Annotated in this window: 18 protein-coding genes; 7 read left to right on the forward strand and 11 right to left on the reverse strand. The window is 62.8% G+C overall.

Features of this window, described 5'->3' with window-relative positions; genetic code table 11:
- Positions 1–12 precede the first annotated feature (12 nt).
- Both AC1DLV_RS14685 and AC1DLV_RS14690 read right to left on the reverse strand, forming a co-directional pair.
- On the reverse strand, positions 13–498 hold the full coding sequence (locus AC1DLV_RS14685) for a redoxin family protein (protein ID WP_476800653.1): 486 nt from the start codon (positions 496–498) through the stop codon (positions 13–15).
- A gap of 116 nt (positions 499–614) precedes the next feature.
- Positions 615–1,421, reverse strand: coding sequence for a protein-disulfide reductase DsbD domain-containing protein (locus AC1DLV_RS14690; protein WP_476800654.1), 807 nt, complete (start codon positions 1,419–1,421; stop codon positions 615–617).
- A 148-nt stretch (positions 1,422–1,569) separates the two neighbouring features.
- Between AC1DLV_RS14690 and AC1DLV_RS14695 the strand changes: the two genes are divergently transcribed.
- Positions 1,570–2,178 (forward strand): YqgE/AlgH family protein, encoded by a 609-nt coding sequence (locus AC1DLV_RS14695; RefSeq protein WP_476800655.1) that lies wholly within the window; start codon positions 1,570–1,572, stop codon positions 2,176–2,178.
- Here the strand turns inward: AC1DLV_RS14695 and AC1DLV_RS14700 are convergent.
- From AC1DLV_RS14700 to thrC, 4 genes are read right to left on the reverse strand one after another with little or no spacing between them, the layout of a single operon-like run.
- Positions 2,169–5,009 carry an EAL domain-containing protein gene (locus AC1DLV_RS14700; RefSeq protein WP_476800818.1) on the reverse strand — a complete coding sequence of 947 codons (2,841 nt, stop codon included), beginning with the start codon at positions 5,007–5,009 and terminating at the stop codon, positions 2,169–2,171. The genes AC1DLV_RS14695 and AC1DLV_RS14700 overlap by 10 nt on opposite strands.
- A 50-nt stretch (positions 5,010–5,059) precedes the next feature.
- On the reverse strand, positions 5,060–5,656 hold the full coding sequence (locus tag AC1DLV_RS14705; protein ID WP_476800656.1) for a GNAT family N-acetyltransferase: 597 nt from the start codon (positions 5,654–5,656) through the stop codon (positions 5,060–5,062).
- Between the two features lie 15 nt (positions 5,657–5,671).
- The gene (locus tag AC1DLV_RS14710; RefSeq protein WP_476800657.1) at positions 5,672–6,964 is read right to left on the reverse strand and encodes a M16 family metallopeptidase; all 1,293 of its coding nucleotides are present in this window, start codon (positions 6,962–6,964) and stop codon (positions 5,672–5,674) included.
- A 14-nt stretch (positions 6,965–6,978) separates the two neighbouring features.
- Entirely contained in the window at positions 6,979–8,376 is a 1,398-nt protein-coding gene (gene thrC / locus AC1DLV_RS14715) for a threonine synthase (protein ID WP_476800658.1), read from the reverse strand.
- Between the two features lie 117 nt (positions 8,377–8,493).
- On the opposite strand from thrC, the gene AC1DLV_RS14720 reads away from it, so the two are divergent.
- A complete protein-coding gene (locus AC1DLV_RS14720) occupies positions 8,494–9,096 on the forward strand; it encodes a hypothetical protein (protein ID WP_476800659.1) in 603 nt (200 codons plus the stop codon).
- Between the two features lie 16 nt (positions 9,097–9,112).
- On the opposite strand, the gene AC1DLV_RS14725 is transcribed toward AC1DLV_RS14720, so the two are convergent.
- On the reverse strand, positions 9,113–9,694 hold the full coding sequence (locus AC1DLV_RS14725; RefSeq protein ID WP_476800660.1) for a CGNR zinc finger domain-containing protein: 582 nt from the start codon (positions 9,692–9,694) through the stop codon (positions 9,113–9,115).
- Between the two features lie 83 nt (positions 9,695–9,777).
- On the opposite strand from AC1DLV_RS14725, the gene AC1DLV_RS14730 reads away from it, so the two are divergent.
- A complete protein-coding gene (locus tag AC1DLV_RS14730) occupies positions 9,778–10,686 on the forward strand; it encodes an alpha/beta fold hydrolase (RefSeq protein ID WP_476800661.1) in 909 nt (302 codons plus the stop codon).
- Positions 10,687–10,705: 19 nt separating this feature from the next.
- Here the strand turns inward: AC1DLV_RS14730 and AC1DLV_RS14735 are convergent, their stop codons facing one another.
- On the reverse strand, positions 10,706–11,395 hold the full coding sequence (locus AC1DLV_RS14735; RefSeq protein WP_476800662.1) for an HAD family hydrolase: 690 nt from the start codon (positions 11,393–11,395) through the stop codon (positions 10,706–10,708).
- A gap of 171 nt (positions 11,396–11,566) precedes the next feature.
- On the opposite strand from AC1DLV_RS14735, the gene AC1DLV_RS14740 reads away from it, so the two are divergent.
- Positions 11,567–12,700, forward strand: a complete 1,134-nt coding sequence (locus AC1DLV_RS14740; RefSeq protein ID WP_476800663.1) for a DNA methyltransferase — start codon at positions 11,567–11,569, stop codon at positions 12,698–12,700.
- 162 nt (positions 12,701–12,862) lie between these two features.
- Here AC1DLV_RS14740 and AC1DLV_RS14745 read toward each other — a convergent pair whose 3' ends face one another.
- On the reverse strand, positions 12,863–13,474 hold the full coding sequence (locus AC1DLV_RS14745; RefSeq protein WP_476800664.1) for an HAD family hydrolase: 612 nt from the start codon (positions 13,472–13,474) through the stop codon (positions 12,863–12,865).
- Between the two features lie 7 nt (positions 13,475–13,481).
- Entirely contained in the window at positions 13,482–14,594 is a 1,113-nt protein-coding gene (gene mutY / locus AC1DLV_RS14750) for an A/G-specific adenine glycosylase (RefSeq protein WP_476800665.1), read from the reverse strand.
- Positions 14,595–14,652: 58 nt separating this feature from the next.
- On the opposite strand from mutY, the gene AC1DLV_RS14755 reads away from it, so the two are divergent.
- The 3 genes from AC1DLV_RS14755 to smc all read left to right on the forward strand — a co-directional run bounded on the left by AC1DLV_RS14755 (position 14,653) and on the right by smc (position 19,554).
- Positions 14,653–15,150: a DUF721 domain-containing protein gene (locus AC1DLV_RS14755; RefSeq protein WP_476800666.1), complete on the forward strand. Its 498-nt coding sequence runs from the start codon at positions 14,653–14,655 to the stop codon at positions 15,148–15,150.
- A 144-nt stretch (positions 15,151–15,294) separates the two neighbouring features.
- Positions 15,295–16,035 carry a DsbA family protein gene (locus AC1DLV_RS14760; protein WP_476800667.1) on the forward strand — a complete coding sequence of 247 codons (741 nt, stop codon included), beginning with the start codon at positions 15,295–15,297 and terminating at the stop codon, positions 16,033–16,035.
- A 60-nt stretch (positions 16,036–16,095) separates the two neighbouring features.
- The gene (gene smc / locus AC1DLV_RS14765) at positions 16,096–19,554 is read left to right on the forward strand and encodes a chromosome segregation protein SMC (protein WP_476800668.1); all 3,459 of its coding nucleotides are present in this window, start codon (positions 16,096–16,098) and stop codon (positions 19,552–19,554) included.
- A gap of 10 nt (positions 19,555–19,564) precedes the next feature.
- Here smc and AC1DLV_RS14770 read toward each other — a convergent pair whose 3' ends face one another.
- The gene (locus tag AC1DLV_RS14770; RefSeq protein WP_476800669.1) at positions 19,565–20,332 is read right to left on the reverse strand and encodes a glycosyltransferase family 25 protein; all 768 of its coding nucleotides are present in this window, start codon (positions 20,330–20,332) and stop codon (positions 19,565–19,567) included.
- Positions 20,333–20,476 lie beyond the last annotated feature (144 nt).

A 20,476-nucleotide genomic window follows, 5' to 3' on the forward strand; every position in this document is an offset into this window, starting at 1 on the left:
GCAAAGCCAGTTTCAGAGCTGCTCGAGGATCTTGGCAGCGCCCGAGTCGATCGCCTGGCCGGGCGAGCCTTCGACGTTGAGCTGCGTGACCTTGCCGTCCTCGACGACCATCGAGAAACGCTTCGAACGCAAGCCCATGCCGGCTGCCGATAGGTCGAGGTCGAGACCGGTCGCGCGGGCGAAATCACCGCTGCCGTCGGCGAGGAACAGCACCTTGCCTTCACCGCCGCTGAAACGCGCCCAGGCGCCCATGACGTGGACGTCGTTGACCGCAACGACAGCGATGGTGTCGACGCCGCGTGCGATGATGGCGTCGTGGTTCTCGACATAGCCGGGCAGGTGGTTGTTGCTGCAGGTCGGCGTGAAAGCGCCAGGCACAGCAAACAGCACGACCTTCTTGCCGGCGAAGATTTCGCTTGTGGTGAGGTTCTTGGCACCGTCGGCGGTCATCGTCTTGAACGTGGCCTCAGGCAGCTTGTCGCCAATCGAAATGGTCATGAATTTCCTCGCATGCGTGGTGGTTAAAAGATCCAGGATGAACGCGCATCCCAACTAGCGCAGATGCGCGTTTTATCCAATGGCCGGCCAGATGTAGGAAGTTGAGCTGATCTTGCTCAGGGGTAGGGCAAGAATCCTTCGACCGCGCCGGCAGCACTCGTCAGCGTATAGGGAATGCCCTTGCCGGAGGGTTTCGTGGCCGGGCGCTCGAGCACCTTGATCGTGAAGACCGGCTTCCCGGTCTCCAGATGCCGCACGGGCGTGCCGAACTGATAGCCGTCCGTACCGGCAATGAAGATGTCGACGGCCTCTGGCGCGCCCGGGGAGGTTGCCTGGAGCGAGATGTGTTCGCCCTCGCTGGACTTCACGGTCACCCCGAATTCGGGCTGTGCGGCCGCCGGCAGGGCCGCAAGTGCGGCCTTCACCAGCGTGGCATCGTCGGCGTTGTCGGGGTCGGCTGCCGGAACAACTTCAAGGCGTGCCTGCACCGGCACGCAAATGGTGTCGCAAACGCCGAGGAAGACATCGGCGGCGATCGTTGAAGGCTCGCCGGTTGCGGGAATAGTGAAGCTGACCGGCAGGCGCACCGAATAGTCGTAGCCGGCCCATTTGGAATAGCCGTCGTCATGCCGCTGCGGTGCGGGGTAGGAAAACTCCGCCGCCAAGACGTTGCGGCTTGCCTTCACGTCGATCAGCGGCGGCACGCCTGAGTTGCCGGGGTCGCGCCAATAGGTCTTCCAGCCGCGCTTGAGCTCGATGTCGAGCACGCCCTGGAGCTTGCCCGAGGCGTCGGGTGCGCCTGACGTGACGAGGCGGAAACGCCCGCCTTCGGCCTCGAACCAGGCCGATGACGAAGCGTGGGCAGGGGCAGCGGCAAGCAAGGCCGAGCCCAGGCAGATGGTGGAACCTAATGCAATTTTCATGGCGCTGATTTGATAGGCTCCCGCAGCGTCCGCAACAGGGAGCGCCAACACATCGCATCATATTTGCGTGACGTTGCCTTTGAAAAGATGAACGCCGCGACCCTATCGCCATCTTTCAAGAAGCCGGGAAACGCGTTAGGTTCTTGTTATGGACCTCTTACGCCAGAAAAAGGGTGCTTCACAGCACGGTTTTCTCGACGATCAGTTCCTCATCGCCATGCCGGGGATGAAGGACGACAGGTTCTCGCGCGCCGTCATCTACATTTGCGCCCACAGCGATGAGGGCGCCATGGGCCTGATCATCAATCAGGTCCAGCCACTGCTGTTTCCCGATCTGCTGGTTCAGCTCGGCATACTCGACGAGCACGAGGCGATCCGGCTGCCGATGAAGGCCAAGGATTTCATCGTGCGCAATGGCGGCCCTGTCGATCGCAGCCGCGGCTTCGTGCTGCATACCGACGACTACAAGGTCGAGTCCTCGCTGCCGGTCTCGGAAGAGATTTGCCTGACCGCAACGGTCGACATCTTGCGGGCGATTTCCGCAGGGCGCGGGCCGCGCCACGCGCTGATGGCGCTTGGCTACTCCGGCTGGGGTGCCGGCCAGCTTGAAAGCGAGATCGCCGAGAACGGCTGGCTGACCTGTCCGGCGACGCCTGAGCTTTTGTTCGACACCGACATCGACCGCAAATACGACCGCATCCTCGCCGCGCTTGGCATCGACCTTGCGCGGCTCAGCAGTGCTGCCGGTCACGCCTGAGCAAGCGGGTACTGCTCTTTCAGCATCTTCAGGGCCTGGTCGCCGGGGATAGGCGCGCCGAACATGAAGCTCTGCACATATTCGCAGCCCATCTGGCGCAGTTCGAGCGCATCGCTCTCATCGGAGATGCCTTCGGCGACCACCGACATCCCCAGTTCATGCGCCATGTTGACCATCGATTTGATCAGCACCGCGCGCTTGGGCGAGGTGTCGTCGACAAAGCTCTTGTCGATCTTGATCGTGTCGAATGGGAAGCGGGTCAGGTAGGACAGCGACGAATATCCGGTGCCGAAATCGTCGAGCGACAGGCCGATGCCGAGCTGCTTGAGCTTGGTCAGTACGTGGTTGGTCTGCTCGGGATTGTCCATGACGAGCGATTCGGTGAGTTCGAGGCGGAAGCAGCGCGGCTTGAGATTGGCTCGGGCGATGACCGAGCGGACGTCGCTGACGAGGTCGCGGCGGATAAGCTGGCGGCTCGACAGATTGACCGACACCGAAAGCGGCGCGTCGCTGATCTGCTTTTGCCAATCGGCCAGATCGTCGGCGGCGCGCTGCATGGCAAACAAGCCAAGCTGGACAATCAGGCCACAACCTTCGGCGACTGGAATGAAGTCGCCCGGCGGGATCATGCCGCGGCGCGGGTGATCCCAGCGTAGCAGGGCCTCGAAGCCGGCGACGCTGCCATCTTCGAGCCGCACGATCGGCTGGTAGGCAAGCGTGAATTCCTTGCGCTCGATGGCGCGGCGGAGGTCCGATTCAAGCTGCAGCCGGTCTGTGCCCACGGTGCGGAAAGCCGGGCGGAACGGCTCGATGCGGTCGCCGCCGAAACGCTTGGCCTGATGCATGGCGAGTTCGGCGTCCTTGACCATGTCTTCGGCTGAGGCCTGGGCCGTGGTCCAGGTGATGAGGCCGACAGACGCGGTGAGCACGATTTCGCGTTTGGCGAAGGTAATCGGTGCCTTGATCGCCTGCTTGATCGCGTCTGCGACAACGGCGATGCGCGAGGGGTCCTGTTCCGACAAAAGCATCAACGCGAACTGGTCGCCGGCGAAGCGCGATAGCGAGTCCTTGGGCTTGAGCAAGCGGTGCAGGCGACGTGCGATGGTCAAAAGGATGGTGTCGCCGGCCGAAATGCCAAGCCCGTCATTGACCAGCTTGAAGCGGTCGATGTCGATGACGAAGACCGACGGACGCACCTTCTCTTCGGTGCGGGCAATCGAGATGATCGCCTCCAGCCGGTTCATGAACAGTTCGCGGTTGGGCAGGCCGGTCAGATTGTCGTGCACGGCATCGTGCAGCAGGCGTTCTTCGGATTTCTTCTGCTCGGTGACGTCGACAAGCGTGCCGACGCAGCGGATCACTTCGCCGTCCGAACCGATCACCGGCCGCGCCTTGAGCGAGAACCAGTGATAGTGACCGTCGGCACCGCGCAGGCGAAAACTCTGCGCAACGCGGCCGCGGCGATGTTCGAGCACCACGTCGAGCGTGGTGCGGAAGGTGTCGCGGTCGTCGGAATGCAGCACCGGCAGCCAGTTGCGCGCCGCACCGCCCAGGCTGTTGGGCGCGAGCCCCAGCTGTAGCGAGACGTCAGGTCGGGTGACGACGCGGTCACGCAGCACGTCCCAGTCCCAGACGATGTCGCCTGAGCCGGAGATCGCCAGCGCTTGGCGTTCCATGTCGCTGAACAGGCCCTGATGTGCCCCGCCGCCGGCGAAGGCGTGCTGCATGACGGTGAAGCCGATGAGCAGGATGATGAGGATCAAGCCGCCGCCAAGTGCTGGCTGGACGATGTCGTTGTCCAGAACGCCGGTGATCGCCATCCACGAGCCGCTGAGCCAGATCAGCACCATTGCCCAACTGGGCACCAGCATGATGGCGCGGTCATAACCGCGGATGCTGAGATAAACGATCAGCCCGAGGCCGGTGATGGCGGTGGCGGCGAAGGAAATACGGGCGATGCCGGCGGCAACCGCCGGATCGATGATGGCGACACCGGCGATCAAAAGCAGGCCGATGATCCAGACGAAGGCGCCATAGCTGAAATGGCCGTGCCATCGGTTGAGGTTGAGATAGGCAAACAGGAAGACGACGAAGGTGCCGGCGAGTGCCACCTCCGTGCCCGCTCGCCATATCTGCTCGTTGCCGGGCGAGACCTCGATGACCTTGTTGAGGAAGCCGAAATCGACGCAGATGTAAGCAAGCACCGCCCAGGCGAGCGCTGCGGTTGCCGGGAACATCGAGGTTCCCTTGACCACGAACAGGATGGTCAGAAACAGCGCCAGAAGGCCGGCAATGCCGATGACGATGCCGCGAAACAGCGTGTAGGAATTGACCGTGTCCTTGTAGGCTTCAGGTTCCCACAGATAGACCTGCGGCAGCTTGGGCGAGGAGAGCTCGGCGATGAAGGTCACGACCGAGTTCGGATTGAGCGTGACCAGGAACACGTCGGCGTCGGGGCTTGCCTGGCGGTCGAGCGCGAAGCCCTCGCTGGGCGTGATGGCGGCAATGCGGCTGGAGCCGAGGTCGGGCCAGATCAGGCCGGAGCCGACGAGACGGAAATGCGGCGCAACGATCAGCCGGTCGATCACCTGGTCGGTGGTATTGGCAAGCGCAAACACCGCCCAGTCACCGGTGGAGCGCTTGTCGTTGGCCTCAACCTCGATGCGGCGAACGATGCCGTCGACGCCTGGCGCTGTCGAGACCTGAAAGTTTTCACCCTGGTTGCGGTAGATCTCGACGGCACCCGAAAGGTTGAGCGCGACGTCGTCACGGGAGATCTTGATCGGTTCCACGGCCCACGCTTGCGACACCGCGCAGACGCTGGCGATCATGGAAACAATGAGCGCAAACAAGGGCGCCAGCAGGAAATGCTTCGACAAGTTCAAGCCTTCATGGTGACAGCTTGCGGATCGTCCGCAATCAGGGCGTAGAGATAGTGGTCATGCCATTCGCTGTTGATCCTGAGATAGGATCGCAAAAGTCCTTCGCGCCGGAATCCGGCTTTTTCAAGCACGCGTACGGAACGTGCATTGTCGGGGATACAGGCAGCCTCGATCCGGTGCAACCGAAGCGTATCGAAGGCATGTCGCACCACCAGCCCGAGAGCGTCGACCATGTAGCCCTGGCCGGCATAACGTTCGCCGATCCAGTAGCCAATGTGGCCGGTCTGGGCGACGCCGTAGCGGATGTTGCCAAGCGTGATGCCGCCGATGAGTTTCCTGGTTGAATTTTCGTAGATGAAAAAGGCCGCCGCCGTGCCCTGGATGTATTCGTCCTTGTAACGCGAAATCCTGATGCGCCAGGCCGAGCGATCAAGCTCGTCGGGTGCCCAGCGCGGCTCCCACGGTTCGAGGAACGCGCGGCTTTCGGCGCGCAGGGCCATCCATTCGTGATAGTCGCGCCAGGTCGGCATGCGCAGGCTGACGCGTTCGCCTTCTAGTGCCGGAGTTTCGCGGCGAAAAAGCGAGAGCGAAAACATATGCGCAAAGTCTGCTCAGACAGCGAGCTTGCGGGTGGTCGCCTGTACGCCCGGCAGCGTGTCCAGGATTGATTCGTAGGGCGCAAGCGTGCCCACAGGTCCGACCGCCGCAATCGTCGGGCGGGTCGAAAACAGGCGCGACGACAGGTCGGTCAGGCGCTCGACGGTAAGGGCCGACAGGCGTTCCATCAGCTCTTCCTTGGCGATCGGGCGACCAAACAGAAGAAGCTGGCGCGCGATCTGAGAGGCGCGGCTGGAGCAGCTCTCGGCCGACATGATGAGGCCGGCGCGATATTGCGCGCGGGCGCGATCGAGCTCTTCGAGCAGTATGCTTTCACCGGTCCGCTGCAATTCGCTGACGATCACAGGGATCAGTTCGGCGATGTCGCTCTGGCCGGTCGCGGCGTGGATGCCGAAAATGCCGGTGTCGGAGAAGCCCCAATGGAAGGCATAGACCGAATAGCAGAGGCCGCGCTTCTCGCGCACTTCCTGGAACAGGCGCGACGACATACCGCCGCCGAGAATCATCGAGAGCACCTGCGAGGCGTAGAAGTCGCGGACATGATAGGCGCGGCCTTCGAAGCCGAGCACGATCTGCGCGTCCATAAGGTCGCGGTCTTCGCGGAAGTCGCCGCCGACATATTGCGCATATTGCGGAATGGCGCTTTCGGCCTTGGGGCGGAAATTGCCGAGCCGCTTTTCGACGTGGCGGACGAAATCGTCATGCTTGACGTCGCCGGCAGCGACAATGACCATGCGCTCGGCGCCATACTGACGCTGCATGAAATCGTGAAGCTGTGCAGAGGTGAAGGATTTCACCGTCTCGGGCGTGCCCAGGATCGAGCGGCCGATTGTCTGGTGACGGAAAGCGGTTTCGGTGAAGCGGTCAAAGACGATGTCGTCGGGCGTGTCGTGGGCGGCGCCGATTTCCTGCAGGATGACGTGCTGTTCGCGCTCAAGCTCGTTGGGATCGAACTCGGAATCCTGGAGGATGTCGGACAGGATGTCGACTGCCAGCGGCACGTCGTCGGCCAGGACGCGAGCATAAAAGGACGTCGTTTCGACTGACGTTGCGGCGTTGATCTCGCCGCCGACATTCTCGATCTGCGATGCGATCTCAAAGGCGGTGCGGTTCTTGGTGCCCTTGAACGCCATGTGCTCAAGCAGGTGGGCCATGCCGTGTTCGTCGTCGCGCTCATTGCGTGCGCCGGACTTGACCCATGTGCCGAGAGCTACAGTCTCTACGCTTGGAAGTGTTTCAGTGGCTACTGTCAGGCCGTTCGACAGACGGCTTACCTCAACACCCATATTACGCATACTCCCTAACCCGCCGCTCGTGTGCGGCGGCTAATGTAATCTTCCACCATTTTTATCTCTGATGGAAGTACCGTGAACTTTTCCTTACGTTCCATCAGCCCCGACAGCCATTTTGGCAGGTTGGGCTCGATGCCGCAGGCAGCCTTCACGGCAGCAGGAAATTTGGCTGGATGAGCAGTGGCGAGCACCACCATCGGCACGTCGCTTTTGGGCTGGTTGGCTGCGACATGCATGGCGGTTGCGGTGTGCGGGTCGAGCAGATAGCCGCTTTTTTCAAGTGTCGAGCGGATTGTCGCTGCGGTTTCATCCATGTCGGCGCGGCCGGCCTGGAACTCAGCGCGGATGCCGGCGAGCGACTTCGCCTCGATGGTGAAGGCGCCCGACTGCTTGAGGCTCGCCATGTAGCGGCGCACCAGTGTCGCGTCGCGGTCGGAGGCCTCAAACAGCAGGCGTTCGAAGTTCGATGACACCTGGATGTCCATCGACGGCGAGGTGGTCGCAACGACCCCGGTCTGGCGATATTCGCCGCTCTTCAACGTGCGGGCGAGGATGTCGTTGTCGTTGGTGGCGATGACCAGCTGGTCGATTGGCAGGCCCATTTTCTTGGCGGCGTAAGCAGCGAAGATGTCGCCGAAATTGCCGGTCGGCACGGTGAAGGAGACCGGCCTGTCGGGTGCGCCGAGCGAGATGGCGGAGGAGAAATAATAGACGATCTGGGCCATGATGCGGGCCCAGTTGATCGAGTTCACGCCAGACAGCTGCACCCGGTCGCGGAAGCCGTGGTCGTTGAACATGTCTTTGACCAGACCCTGGCAATCGTCGAAGTTTCCCTCGATCGACAGCGCATGGACATTTGCCGCCGTCGACGTCGTCATCTGACGCTGCTGTACCGGCGAAACGCGGCCATGCGGGAACAGGATGAAGATGTCGGTGCGTTCACGTCCGGCAAAAGCGTCGATCGCAGCGCCGCCGGTATCGCCCGAGGTCGCGCCGACAATGGTCGCGTGCTGGCCGCGTTCGGCAAGCACATGGTCCATCAACCGCGCCAGCAACTGCATGGCGACGTCCTTGAAGGCGAGGGTGGGGCCATGGAACAGTTCGAGCACGAAGCTGTTGGCACCTGTCTGCACCAGCGGGCACACCGCGTCATGGCGGAAGGTGCCATAGGCCTCGCGCACCAGACGCTCGAAGACGTCATGTTTGATTTCGCCGCCAAGGAACGGGGTCAAAAGCCTGATCGCCAGATCGGCGTAGCTCAGGCCGCGCATGGCGCGAATCTCGGCTGCGCTGAAATGCGGCCATACGGCTGGAAGGTAAAGGCCGCCATCGCGGGCGAGGCCGGCAAGTACAGCGTCAGAAAATCCGAGCGCGGGAGCTTCCCCGCGGGTGCTCACATAGTGCATAGCTATCCATTCCAAGGCGATGCGACCTGCTGCCTGCGGCAGGACGGGAAAACTGCGCTCTATCAGTCGCATTTTTGCCGCGCGGTTGATATAGAACGACTGCTTTGCGAGAGGGAAGTGCAGTTCATGGTGTTTCGTTTGATCGACGGCCGTTTTATGACGGCTTTGGCGACCGCCGGCTTTATGCTCGCCGTCGCAGGTTGCCAATCTGGCGGCAGCGGCGGTTTTTTTAGCCCTACTCCGAAAGATCCCAAGCAGGTTGCCGCCGACGAGGGCAAGATTCTGGCCAGCGAGTTGCTCGCTTATTGCCCCGGTGTCACGTTGCGTGACGGTACGGCCTTCTTCAACAGCTATGCCAAGGGCGGCCAGGACGACCCGAGCAAGCTGGTCAATCAATCGGCGATCACAGACGTCACCCGCAGTTGCACGCGCGCCGATGGTCAGATGACCATCAAGGTGGGGGTTGCCGGCAAGGTGGTGGTCGGTCCGGCCGGTGGCGCAGGAACGGTCAACATGCCGATCCGCATTGCGGTGACCCGCGGCACCGAGGTGCTTTACTCGCAGCTTCACAAGAACGTCGTGCAGGTCACCGACCCGTCGACGGCCACCCAGTTCGTCTTCACGGTACCGAATGTCGTGATTCCGATCCCGACCGCGCGCGACATCCAGGTCTTCGCGGGCTTTGACGACGCCCCGGCCAAGAAGGCCCCCAAGCAATAACGCTGAACCACACCGGTCAGCTGTCTTTGTGGCGCTGGTAGTAGCGCGCCACGCGGACGCGATTGCCGCAACGCGCCGCCGCGCACCAGCGCCGGCGGCTGCTTGCCGGCAAAAACAGCATCGTGCAGTCCTCGGCTTCGCATTTGCGGATGCTGGCGACTGCAGGATCGGAAAGCACTTGCGCCACTGCTTCCGCCAGGCAGGCAGCGAGATCGGCGATAACCGAACCGCTGCGCTTGGGCCGTACTGCCATCGACGATCCGTTCCACTGAAGCTCAAGATGCAACGGCGCTGCCCTCAGCGCCTGGTTGAGCCCGTTCAGGCTTGAGTCTGGCGGCGCCTTGCCGTGGCGGACATGGTCGATCGCCCTGGTTGCGCATTCGCGTACTGCGTGGATGAGGGCAAGGTCGGCTTGCGAGACTGCCATTAGCGCTTCTCCGCCAAAGCCCTGCAGCCGCTCCGCTTCCAGCGCGATCCACGCCCGCAAGCCGTCTGGCGTCGCCAGGTGGTCGATGCTGTCCGCACCGCTGCGGGCACGCGTGTTGACCAGATCCAATCCAAGCAGTTCACCGGTCAGCGGTGTGAAATCGGCACCCATGCTAACTCCTAAAATCATCATTGACACATTAGTCGACTTAGCGGATGTTGCTAATGCATAATTATAAACAGAAGGCATGTGAAATGACAGCCCTGGCATTTCCCCGCGTGATCCATCGCCATCTCGACGTCGGCGGCGTCGGGATATTTTATCGCGAGTCGATACCGGCCGATGGCGGCGCCGATGCCCCGGTGCTTCTGCTGCTCCACGGCTTTCCCTCGGCCTCGCATCAGTTTCGCCGGCTGATTGATGCCATCGGCAACAGTTACCGGGTGATCGCGCCGGATTATCCTGGGTTCGGCCATAGCGACATGCCCAAGCCGGCAAGCACGGGCGGAACATTCGGCTACAGCTTCGACCAACTCGCCGACACGATGGAAGGGTTTGTCAAAGGATTGGGGCTGAACCGCTTTGTGGCCTATCTGTTCGATTTCGGCGCACCGGTTGGCTTTCGCCTGGCGACGCGGCATCCCGAGTGGTTCGCCGGCCTGATCGTCCAGAATGGCAATGCCTATGAGGAGGGGCTGTCGGACGGCGCGCGCGACTTCATTGCGCTGCGGCCCGACCAGCCGAATGCCGAGCAGACGATCCGGGACCTGCTTACCCTTTCGGGCACGCGCTTCCAGTATGAGAGTGGCGTTGGCAGGCCCGAATTTCTGGCACCCGATGGCTGGACGCTTGACCAGCATTTCCTCGACCTACCCGGCCGCAAGCAGCCGCAGATCGATCTGGCCTTCGACTACCACAGCAACGTCGCGCGTTATGGCGAATGGCAGGCCTGGCTCAGGCAACACCAGCCTTCGACGCTGATTCTATGGGGCCGGCACGACCCCTTCTTCCCGGAGCCGGGTGCCCAAGCCTATCTCGGCGACGTACCCGAAGCGGAGCTGCATCTGTTCGACACCGGGCACTTCGCGCTTGAAGAGAATTTGCCGGAGATCGCGCCCCTGATCGCCGATTTTGTCGATCGGATCTGGCACAGGCCTGGTTAGCAATCAGGTCGGAAAACGGTCAGGCGTTTTCCGACCACATGCTGAGTGCTTCGAGCACGCCGCCAAGGTCGGCCCAGCGGCGAATCACCGTTTCAGCACCAGCCTCCGTCAGCATGTCGGCATGACCTGGATAGCTGTGTCCGCCGCCGGTGAAGCCAATGACGCGCATGCCGGCTGAAACCGCGCCCGATATGCCGTGCACCGAATCCTCGATGACGAACGTCTTGGCTGGATCGACGCCGTAGGTTTTTGCCGCGTGCAGGAAGACGTCGGGCGAAGGCTTGGGCTTCTTGCTCGGCGTTTCCAGCGCCGAAAAGATGCGGCCCTTGAACAGCGGCAGGATGCGGGTGCGCTCAAGCATCATCTCGATGCGTTCGCTCGTCGAGTTGGAGCAGATGCAGCGCGGGGCTGTGACAGCAGCCACTGCCTCGTGGACGCCGTCGATGGCGCGGACTTCGTTCTTGAGGCGGCGGTCGACCAGATCCTCGGCCTGGCTGATCAGGGAGGCCTGGAACGGGATCGCCGACTTCTCCTCGATCCTGAGCAAGATGTCCTTGAAGGTCAGGCCGGCATAGCTCTCGGCGATCTCCTCGGCAGTGATCTCGAAGCCGGCAGAGGTCAGAAGCTCTGCCTCGATGCGGGCGGCGATGATTTCGGAATCGACGAGCACGCCGTCGCAATCGAATATCACTAGGTCTGGCTGGGTCATGACGGTCCGGAAAATGGGGGCGGCGCCGGGGCGCGGGCGGAAAAGTTCAAGGCGCGGCGATTACACCATTCTGGCCCGATCCGCAAATTTGGGCGGCGGCTTCACCAATTATTTACGCTGATCGGTAACCATAACAGCGAGTAAACAGTAACGCGTCAGCCGGGTGTCAGAATGTCAGCAGTGCGTCCTCTTAGCCAACTTTCCCGCACACCACAGCGCTCTGAATGGCTCGATACCATTATCAAGGGTGACTGCATCGCCGCACTCGATAAGCTTCCCACGGCCTCGGTCGACGTCATCTTTGCCGACCCGCCCTACAACCTCCAGCTCGACGGCGACCTGCATCGTCCCGATCAGTCGAAGGTCGACGCGGTCGACGATCATTGGGACCAGTTCGAAAGCTTCGCCGCCTACGACGCCTTCACCCGCGCCTGGCTTTTGGCTGCCCGCCGCGTGCTGAAGCCGAACGGCACCATCTGGGTCATCGGCTCGTACCACAACATTTTCCGCGTCGGCGCGATCATGCAGGATCTCGGCTTCTGGATGCTCAATGACATCGTGTGGCGCAAGACCAACCCGATGCCGAATTTCCGCGGCCGCCGCTTCCAGAACGCCCATGAGACTATGATCTGGGCCTCGCGTGACCAGAAGGGCAAGAACTACACCTTCAACTACGACGCGCTGAAGGCTTCGAATGACGACATCCAGATGCGCTCGGACTGGCTGTTTCCGATCTGCACCGGCGGCGAGCGGCTGAAAGACGACGACGGCAACAAGCTGCATCCGACGCAGAAGCCGGAGGCGCTGCTGGCTCGCGTCATGATGGCTTCGACCCAGCCGGGCGACGTCGTGCTTGACCCGTTCTTCGGTTCCGGCACGACCGGTGCCGTCGCAAAACGCCTCGGCCGCCACTTCGTCGGCATCGAGCGCGAACAGGCTTACATCGACGCGGCCCAGGAGCGCATCGCCTCGGTGCGCCCGCTCGATGGCCCGACGCTGACCGTCTTGACCGGCAAGCGCGCAGAACCGCGTGTCGCGTTTGGCAGCCTCCTCGACATGGGACTGCTGACGCCGGGCACCACGCTCTACGACGCCAAGAGGCGCTGGGCGGCGAATGTTCGCGCCGACGGTACACTGTCGATCGGCGATACCGCCGGCTCGATCCATCGCGTCGGTGCTGCGGTTCAAGGGTTGGATGCCTGCAACGGCTGGACCTTCTGGCACTATGAACGTGCCGGCGGCCTGACCCAGATCGACGAATTGCGCCGCATCGTGCGCGTCGGCATGGAAAAGGCCGGGGCCTGATCAATCAAGCGTCGCGCCGGGCCTCGAAGGGCATCCGGCGCGGCTGCACAGGCACCATGGCCAGCCAGTTCTGGCCCTGCAGAAGCTTTCCAGATCCTGCAATAAAAGCTCGAATTCCGGGCGCCTAGGCGCTCCGGATTTTGCAGATCGGCGGGTTTCCAGTCACCGTCCGATCCCGAGACGCTCGAGGTCCGCCTCGAGCGTCTTCGCATTTGTGAACAGAACCGCCTGCCAGCCGGCATTTATCGCGCCATCAACATTCTTCTGGCTGTCATCGATGAACAGCGAAGCCTTCGGGTCGAGATCGAAGGACGCTACGTGACGGTCGTAGATGCGGCGATCGGGCTTGATCAGGCCGATGTCGCCGGAAACCGTCACGCCACGCGGCCTTTCTAGGAAGGGAAAGCGACCGCGCGCCTCGCGAAACGTGTCGGATGCCCAGTTGGTCAGCATGGTGACGTCATGGCCGGCGTCGACGAGGCCTTCCATTAAGGCGACCGAGTCGTCATAGGCGTGCGGCACCATGTCGTGCCAGTGCCGGCGGAAGGCGCGGATGCTGTTTTCATGCTCGGGAAAATCGGCGATCAGCAGCGCTTCGGCCTCTTCCCAGGTGCGGCCGCGATCCTGTTCGATATTCCACTCGCTGGTGCAGACATTATCGAAGAACCAGCGGCGCACGACCGGATCGGGGATGATGCGGCTGAAAGGCAGGTCAGGGTCGTAGTGGATCAGAACCTTGCCGATGTCGTAGACGATGTGGCGGATTTCGCTCATGGCTTCGCTAGCGTCCTCGTTTCGTAGCACCCGGTATGGCAGCTTCGATGACTTTTTTCATGACGCTTGGCAAGGCTTCGCCAGCAAGGTCGGCGGCTGCCGACCAGAAGTGGCCGTCGGGCGCCTGATCCGAGGCCGCTTCGGCGCGAAAGACGTCGAGATAGAGGGAAAAATGGGTGAAGACGTGGGTGATGGTGCCCGCACGCTGCCATTTCGCGGCAAAAGGCGCGCTGTCAGCGCCGGTCGCGCCATCGACGCGCGAGGTCCAATCGGTGGTCGGCACCTCGGTCATGCCGCCGAGCAGACCCTTGCCCGGACGCTTGCGCAAAAGCACCGCGCCGTCATTCCTGACCGCGACGAAGGCCGCACCGCGCCGCTGCGGTCGTTCCGCCTTGGCCGGTTTGACCGGATAGAACTCCGGATCGCCTGAGACGACCGCGCTGCAATCGGACCGTAGTGGGCACAGCATGCAGCGCGGGCGGCGTGGCGTGCAGATGGTGGCGCCGAGATCCATCATCGCCTGGGCGAAATCGCCAGGTCGCGCGGTGGCCAGCATGCGTTCGACATGGGCGCGGATTTCGACCTTGGCCTGGGGCAGGGGCGTTGCGATCGAAAACAGCCGCGTGACCACGCGCTCGACATTGCCGTCGACGACCGCCGCAGGCCGGTTGAACGCGATGGAGGCGATCGCAGCTGCCGTATAGGGCCCGATGCCGGGCAAGGCGCGCAGGCCATCTTCGCTGTCGGGGAAGCGTCCACCATGCGAAAGCGCCACTGTTTCGGCGCAGACCTTGAGATTGCGGGCGCGGGAATAATAGCCGAGCCCGGCCCAGGCTTTCATGACGTCTTCGGTTTCGGCAGCGGCGAGAGCGCCGACATCGGGCCATTTGTCCAGAAACGCCCGAAAATAGGGCTTCACCGCCTCGACGGTGGTCTGCTGGAGCATGATTTCGGAGAGCCAGACACGGTACGGGTCGGGTTTGATGCCGCGCTTCAGGTCGCCTGGGGCCGTGCGCCAGGGCAACTCGCGATGATGAACGTCATACCAGTCGAGCAATTGGGTGGCGATGGTGCCATCCACGTCAGTGGCGTGCTTGCGGGGATCGGTTCGGGATGCCATTGATGGGGTGGACTGCCTTCGGCGTTGCGTGTCGACAGGGTCATTTCTGGAGAACGACATGGCAGGGAAAAGATGGACGGGCAATCCCGTTCCGGTCAGCGATCTGGCAAATGCCATCCTCGATCCGGTTCTACGCAAGCGCACCGGCATCTCGGTAGGTCTCGTCCAGTCATGGGAGGAGATCGTCGGCCCGCGCCTGGCTCACAACACAAGGCCCGAAAAGATCCAATGGCCGCGGCGCATGCATGAGGACGACCCGTTCGAGCCGGCGGTGCTGATCGTTGCCTGTTCGGGACCGGCAGCCCTTCACCTCCAACACGAGACCGGCGAGATCATCGGCCGGGTCAATTCTTATCTAGGCTTCAACGCCATCGGCCGCATTCGCATCGTGCAGAAGCCGGTGACTTCGGCAGCGGCCAAGGCTCGTCCGCGCCTGCGCAAGCTCACCGACGCCGAGCAGGGCAAGCTGGCGGGAACGGTCCAATACATAGAAGACGAGGGCCTGAAGGCTTCGCTGGAAAAGCTTGGGGCGAGCATCCTGGGCAGCCGAAAGTAGAATTTTGCCGTCTTTCTCGCGTATTTGTGATCGCATGTGCGGATAATCGCGATTGGTTTGGGGACAGCCATGCCTTAATTCGCGCCAACTATCGCTTTCACGTATCTGAACATCGCAAAATCCAACCATCGTCAGGTGATTCGTATGCTCCGTTCCATTTCTCGCAGGACCGCACTTACCGGGCTCGCAGCCGTATCGGCAGCAGCGTTGCTTTCCGCTTGCAGCGACTCCGGCGAGCAGGCCAACGCAGCAACGCCCGCCAAGCCTGCCGAACCGGCGACCCCAGCAGCAACGCCAGCTGCAGCTGCAGCACCTGCTGTAAAGGCTCCCGTCTCGCAGGGCTCAGTCGACATGGCCAAGCTGCTCGAAGCCGGAAGCCTGCCTGATATGTCGCTGGGCAAGGCCGATGCGCCGGTCACCATCGTTGAATATGCCTCGATGACCTGCCCGCACTGCGCGCATTTCCACGAGACGACGTTGCCGGCGCTCAAGACCAAATACATCGACACCGGCAAGGTGCGGCTGATCTACCGCGAGTTTCCCTTCGATCCGCTGGCCGAAGCAGGCTTCATGCTTGCGCGCTGCTCGAAGGACAACTACTTCCCGATGGTCGACGTGCTGTTCAAGCAGCAGCAGAACTGGGCGGCTTCGCAGACGCCCAAGGATGCACTGCTGCAGATTTCCAAGCTCGCCGGCTTTACACAGGAGTCGTTCGAGGCCTGCTTGACTGATCAGAAGCTTCTGGACGATATCAGGGCAGTGCGCGCCCGCGGCGAGAAGGATTTCAAGGTCGACTCGACCCCGACCTTCTTCATCAACGGGAATGTCTACAAAGGGGCAATGACGATTGAAGAAATGTCGGCGGTTATCGACGGCATGCTCTGATAGGGTCATGGCGCCGAGGCAACGCAGCTTCGGTGCACCCTTCCGTGCGGAACGGCGCGAATGAAGTTTTCGCGCCTCCGCCTCCTCGGTTTCAAATCATTCGTCGAGCCCGGCGAGTTCGTCATCGAACGCGGCCTCACCGGCATCGTCGGGCCGAATGGCTGCGGCAAGTCCAATCTGGTCGAAGCGTTGCGCTGGGTGATGGGCGAAAGCTCATACAAGAACATGCGCGCTTCGGGCATGGACGATGTCATCTTCTCGGGCTCTGGCACGCGGCCGGCACGCAACACCGCCGAAGTGACGCTGTTTCTCGACAACACCGACCGCACCGCGCCAGCTTCTTTCAACGATGCCGACGAATTGCAGGTGTCGCGCCGCATCGAGCGCGAGGCCGGCTCCATCTATCGCATCAACGGCAAGGAAGCCCGCGCCAAGGATGTGCAGCTGCTGTTCGCCGACCAGTCGACCGGCGCGCGCTCGCCCTCGATGGTGGGGCAGGGCCGCATCGGCGAACTCATCCAGGCAAAGCCGCAAGCACGCCGCGCGCTGCTTGAAGAAGCGGCTGGCATTTCGGGCCTGCATACGCGCCGCCATGAGGCCGAGCTGCGCCTGCGCGCCGCCGAACAAAATCTCGAGCGCCTTGACGATGTCGTCGGCGAACTCGAAAGCCAGATCGAAAGCCTGAAGCGCCAGGCGCGGCAGGCTTCGCGCTTCAAGAACCTGTCGGCCGATATCCGCAAGGCGGAAGCGACGCTGCTGCATCTGCGCTGGACGCTGGCCAAAGTGCAGGAAGGCGAGGCTCAGTCGGCACTTGCGACGGCCACAGCACTTGTCGGTGACCGTGCCGCCGCCCAGATGGCCGCCGCCAAGGACCAGGCGATAGGCGCGCACAAGCTGCCTGAAATGCGCGATGCCGCGGCAGCGGCAGCCGCAACCTTCCAGCGGCTTTCCATCGCCCGCTCCCAGCTTGAGGAAGAAGCAGGCCGCATCAATTCGCGCCAGAGCGAACTCGACCGGCGCCTGCAGCAGCTTGACGCCGACATCGCCCGCGAACAGCGCATGATCGGTGACAATGCCGCAATCCTTTCGCGCCTCGACGCCGAGGAGAAGGCGCTCAACGACGAGAATGCCGGGGCTACCGATCGCGAGACGCATACCCGCGCGGCCTTCGAAGAGGCGATGGCAACGCTTGCGCTGACCGAGGCCGATCTGGGCCGCGTGACCGCCGAGCGCGCCGAGGCTGCCGCTGGTCGCACCCAGGCCGAACGCGCGATGCGTGATGCCGCCGAGCGTCGCGACCGTTTTGCCCGCCAGCTAACCGAGCTTGATCGCGAGGCCGGTGAAATCGCCGCGCGCATTTCAGCGCTCGCCGACCCGGCGGAAAAGCAGATGCTGGCCGAGGCCGCCCAGGAAGCGCTGGAAGAGGCCGAATTCGCCGCCACCGAGGCCGAGCGTGCTGTCACCGAGGCACGGCAGGCGGAGGCCTCGTCGCGTGCGCCGTTGCAAGAGGCGAAGGCCGAGCTCGCGCGCATCGAGACCGAGGCGCGCACGCTGGCCAAGATCATCAACGCCGCGTCGGGCGACCTTTTCCCGGCCGTGCTGGAGCAGATCGGCGTCGAGCGTGGCTTTGAGACGGCGCTTGGTGCGGCGCTTGGCGACGACCTCGAAGCAGCTCTTGACCGCGCCGCTCCCGTCCACTGGGGCGATACCAAGCCAGCCGCAAGCGACCCGAAGTTGCCCGATAACGTGCGTAGCCTCGCTGAGGTGGTTCGTGCGCCGCACCAGCTGGCGCGCCGCCTGGCCCAGATTGGCGTCATCGATACCGCTGATGCGGCACGGCTTCAGCCGCTGCTTGCGCCCGGCCAGCGTCTGGTCAGCCGCGAGGGCGGGTTGTGGCGCTGGGATGGGCTGACCGCAAGTGCCGACGCACCGACTGCCGCCGCACAGCGCCTTGCCCAGAAGAATCGCCTGGCCGAACTCGATGCCGAGGCGGTCGAGGCGACGCTCCTGGTTCGAGCTGCCGAAGAAGGTTTGGCGCTCGCTGAAAATACCGTGCGCGAAAACACCGAAGCCGAACGGCAGGCGCGCCAGGCTTGGCGCGACGCGCAGCATCAGGTCGGTGCCGCGCGCGATGCGCTTGCCCAGGCCGAAAAGGCTGCCGGCGAGTTGACCAGCCGCCGCGCGGCCCTGGACGAGGCACGTGCCCGTGTCGCCGACGCGCATGAGGAGGCGCAGGCCGGCTACGTCGAAGCCGAGGACACGCTTGGCTCGGCGCCTGATCTCGCCGATCTCCAAGTGCGGCTTGAGCAGCTTTCCGGCGCGGTTGCTCGTGATAGGTCGGCGGTCGCTGACGCGCGCGCCGTGCATGACGGCCTCAACCGCGAAGCCGAAGCAAGGACGCGGCGGCTGACGGCCATCGCCGCCGAGCGCCAGAGCTGGGTGCTGCGCGCCGAAAGTGCCGCCGAGCAGATCGAAGCGCTGGCCGAACGGCGCGAGGAGGCTGCTGCCGAGCGCGAGCTGCTGGCTGAGGCGCCTGATGAACTCGATGCGCGCCGCCGGGCGCTGATGTCGCAACTCACCCAGGCCGAAGCTCTGCGCAAGGAAGTGTCCGACCGACTTCAGGATGCGGAAAACAAGCAGGCCGTGCTCGACAAGGCTGCGACTGCCGCGATCCAGGGGCTCGCCGAAGCGCGCGAGGCGAGGGCACGTGCCGAAGAACGCCTGACTGCCGCTGACGAGCGCCGTCGCGAGGTCGAGGCGCGCATTCAGGAAGTGCTGAATACGCCGCCGCATCTGGTCATTCGCCACACCGGCCTCGAAGCCGATAGCCCGATGCCCGATCCCGCCGAGATCGAAAGGACGCTGGAGCGCCTCAAGATCGAGCGCGAGCGGCTCGGCGCGGTCAATCTGCGCGCCGAAGAAGAGCAAAAAGAGTTGTCCGACCGGCTCGAAGCAATCGTTTCCGAGCGCGAGGACATCATCGAAGCGATCCGCAAGCTCCGGCAAGGCATCCAGGGATTGAACAGGGAAGGCCGCGAGCGCCTGCTGGCAGCTTTCGACCTCGTCAACGGCCATTTCAGGCGGCTTTTCACGCATCTGTTCGGCGGCGGCACGGCTGAGCTTCAGCTCATCGAGTCGGAAGATCCACTCGAAGCCGGCCTCGAAATCCTTGCTCGCCCGCCGGGCAAGAAGCCGCAGACGATGACGCTGCTATCAGGCGGCGAACAGGCGCTGACTGCAATGGCACTGATCTTCGCAGTGTTCCTGACCAACCCGGCGCCCATCTGCGTGCTCGACGAGGTCGATGCACCGCTCGACGACCACAATGTCGAGCGTTTCTGCAACCTGATGGACGAGATGGCGGCGTCGACCGAGACGCGTTTTGTCGTCATCACCCACAACCCGATCACCATGGCGCGGATGAACCGCCTGTTTGGCGTGACCATGGCCGAGCAGGGCGTGAGCCAGCTCGTGTCGGTCGACCTCCAGGCGGCCGAGGCCCTACGCGAGGCGAGCTAAGCCACGCGGTTCAAGGGTTTTTGAGCTTGAGGCCGTAGTGCTTGCGGTAGCGGCGATAGTTGAGCTGGCGCAGCACTGTCTGGCCTAGTCCTTTGACCGACACCGTCCAATGCCGCTGCTGCTTGATCTCCGTGCGCTCCGCCTCGATCATGCTGCCGCCAAGCTCATGGCTGACATCGGTGACGAGATTGGGCTGAACCGACAGCACCCGTAGGTCCAGTTCCCAGAAGAACTTGATGTCCTCGTCGATCTGCCGGTAGACGGTCGGCCGGCTGAGCATGCGCTCCGCGCCACGCCGTGTGATCAGGTAGCCGACCATGCCGGCGGTCGGGCTGCCATGCGACACGATCGAGATGTCCGCTACGCCAACCGATTCCACAACCGGGCGCTCCTGGAAGTCGAAGAGCTTGAGGATGTCCCATTCGACCGGCGCTGCCTGGAGTGCTGCGACACGTGCAACAAAAGCGCCTGGTTCGAGCAGGCGGAAGTCGTCCTCCAGGATCAGCCCTATCGCTGCATCCGTATCCAGGAATGCGCGCATCGCCTTGCGGTGACTGGCGTAGGCCGCCACTTCAGCCGGGGCAAGCGGGCGCTTCGAGCGCCTGCGGTTTCGCTTCGGATCATAAAGGTCAATGGTTTCAGCGGATTGTGGTGTCAGGCCTTCGACGAAGGCGAAGGGCCAAGCGATTGCTGAAAGCTGTGCATGCGCCGATTTCCGACGAGGCCCAGCTTCGACATCTACTGTCACGACGAACGTGACGGGCAAAGGCGAAGTCATGTAGTGGCTCACTTAAAGGGTGTACCGCTAAATTAGCGCATGATCATTGGGCAACATGGCCATGCGTTCGAATGCACGATGTTTCGTGCGGCATTTGAATTTCATAAAAATCGCTCAACGTATAGTGAGAAAATCGTGAACGCA

It is taken from the genome of Aminobacter sp. 01T433 (genome assembly GCF_056398585.1).

Bases quoted from the DNA above. Each gene is read 5' to 3' on its own strand.
- AC1DLV_RS14685 (WP_476800653.1), bottom strand. From the start codon at position 498: ATGACCATTTCGATTGGCGACAAGCTGCCTGAGGCCACGTTCAAGACG.
- AC1DLV_RS14690 (WP_476800654.1), bottom strand. From the start codon at position 1,421: ATGAAAATTGCATTAGGTTCCACCATCTGCCTGGGCTCGGCCTTGCTT.
- AC1DLV_RS14695 (WP_476800655.1), top strand. From the start codon at position 1,570: ATGGACCTCTTACGCCAGAAAAAGGGTGCTTCACAGCACGGTTTTCTC.
- AC1DLV_RS14700 (WP_476800818.1), bottom strand. From the start codon at position 5,009: ATGATCGCCAGCGTCTGCGCGGTGTCGCAAGCGTGGGCCGTGGAACCG.
- AC1DLV_RS14705 (WP_476800656.1), bottom strand. From the start codon at position 5,656: ATGTTTTCGCTCTCGCTTTTTCGCCGCGAAACTCCGGCACTAGAAGGC.
- AC1DLV_RS14710 (WP_476800657.1), bottom strand. From the start codon at position 6,964: ATGGGTGTTGAGGTAAGCCGTCTGTCGAACGGCCTGACAGTAGCCACT.
- thrC (WP_476800658.1), bottom strand. From the start codon at position 8,376: ATGCACTATGTGAGCACCCGCGGGGAAGCTCCCGCGCTCGGATTTTCT.
- AC1DLV_RS14725 (WP_476800660.1), bottom strand. From the start codon at position 9,694: ATGGGTGCCGATTTCACACCGCTGACCGGTGAACTGCTTGGATTGGAT.
- AC1DLV_RS14730 (WP_476800661.1), top strand. From the start codon at position 9,778: ATGACAGCCCTGGCATTTCCCCGCGTGATCCATCGCCATCTCGACGTC.
- AC1DLV_RS14735 (WP_476800662.1), bottom strand. From the start codon at position 11,395: ATGACCCAGCCAGACCTAGTGATATTCGATTGCGACGGCGTGCTCGTC.
- AC1DLV_RS14740 (WP_476800663.1), top strand. From the start codon at position 11,567: ATGTCAGCAGTGCGTCCTCTTAGCCAACTTTCCCGCACACCACAGCGC.
- AC1DLV_RS14745 (WP_476800664.1), bottom strand. From the start codon at position 13,474: ATGAGCGAAATCCGCCACATCGTCTACGACATCGGCAAGGTTCTGATC.
- mutY (WP_476800665.1), bottom strand. From the start codon at position 14,594: ATGGCATCCCGAACCGATCCCCGCAAGCACGCCACTGACGTGGATGGC.
- AC1DLV_RS14755 (WP_476800666.1), top strand. From the start codon at position 14,653: ATGGCAGGGAAAAGATGGACGGGCAATCCCGTTCCGGTCAGCGATCTG.
- AC1DLV_RS14760 (WP_476800667.1), top strand. From the start codon at position 15,295: ATGCTCCGTTCCATTTCTCGCAGGACCGCACTTACCGGGCTCGCAGCC.
- smc (WP_476800668.1), top strand. From the start codon at position 16,096: ATGAAGTTTTCGCGCCTCCGCCTCCTCGGTTTCAAATCATTCGTCGAG.
- AC1DLV_RS14770 (WP_476800669.1), bottom strand. From the start codon at position 20,332: ATGACTTCGCCTTTGCCCGTCACGTTCGTCGTGACAGTAGATGTCGAA.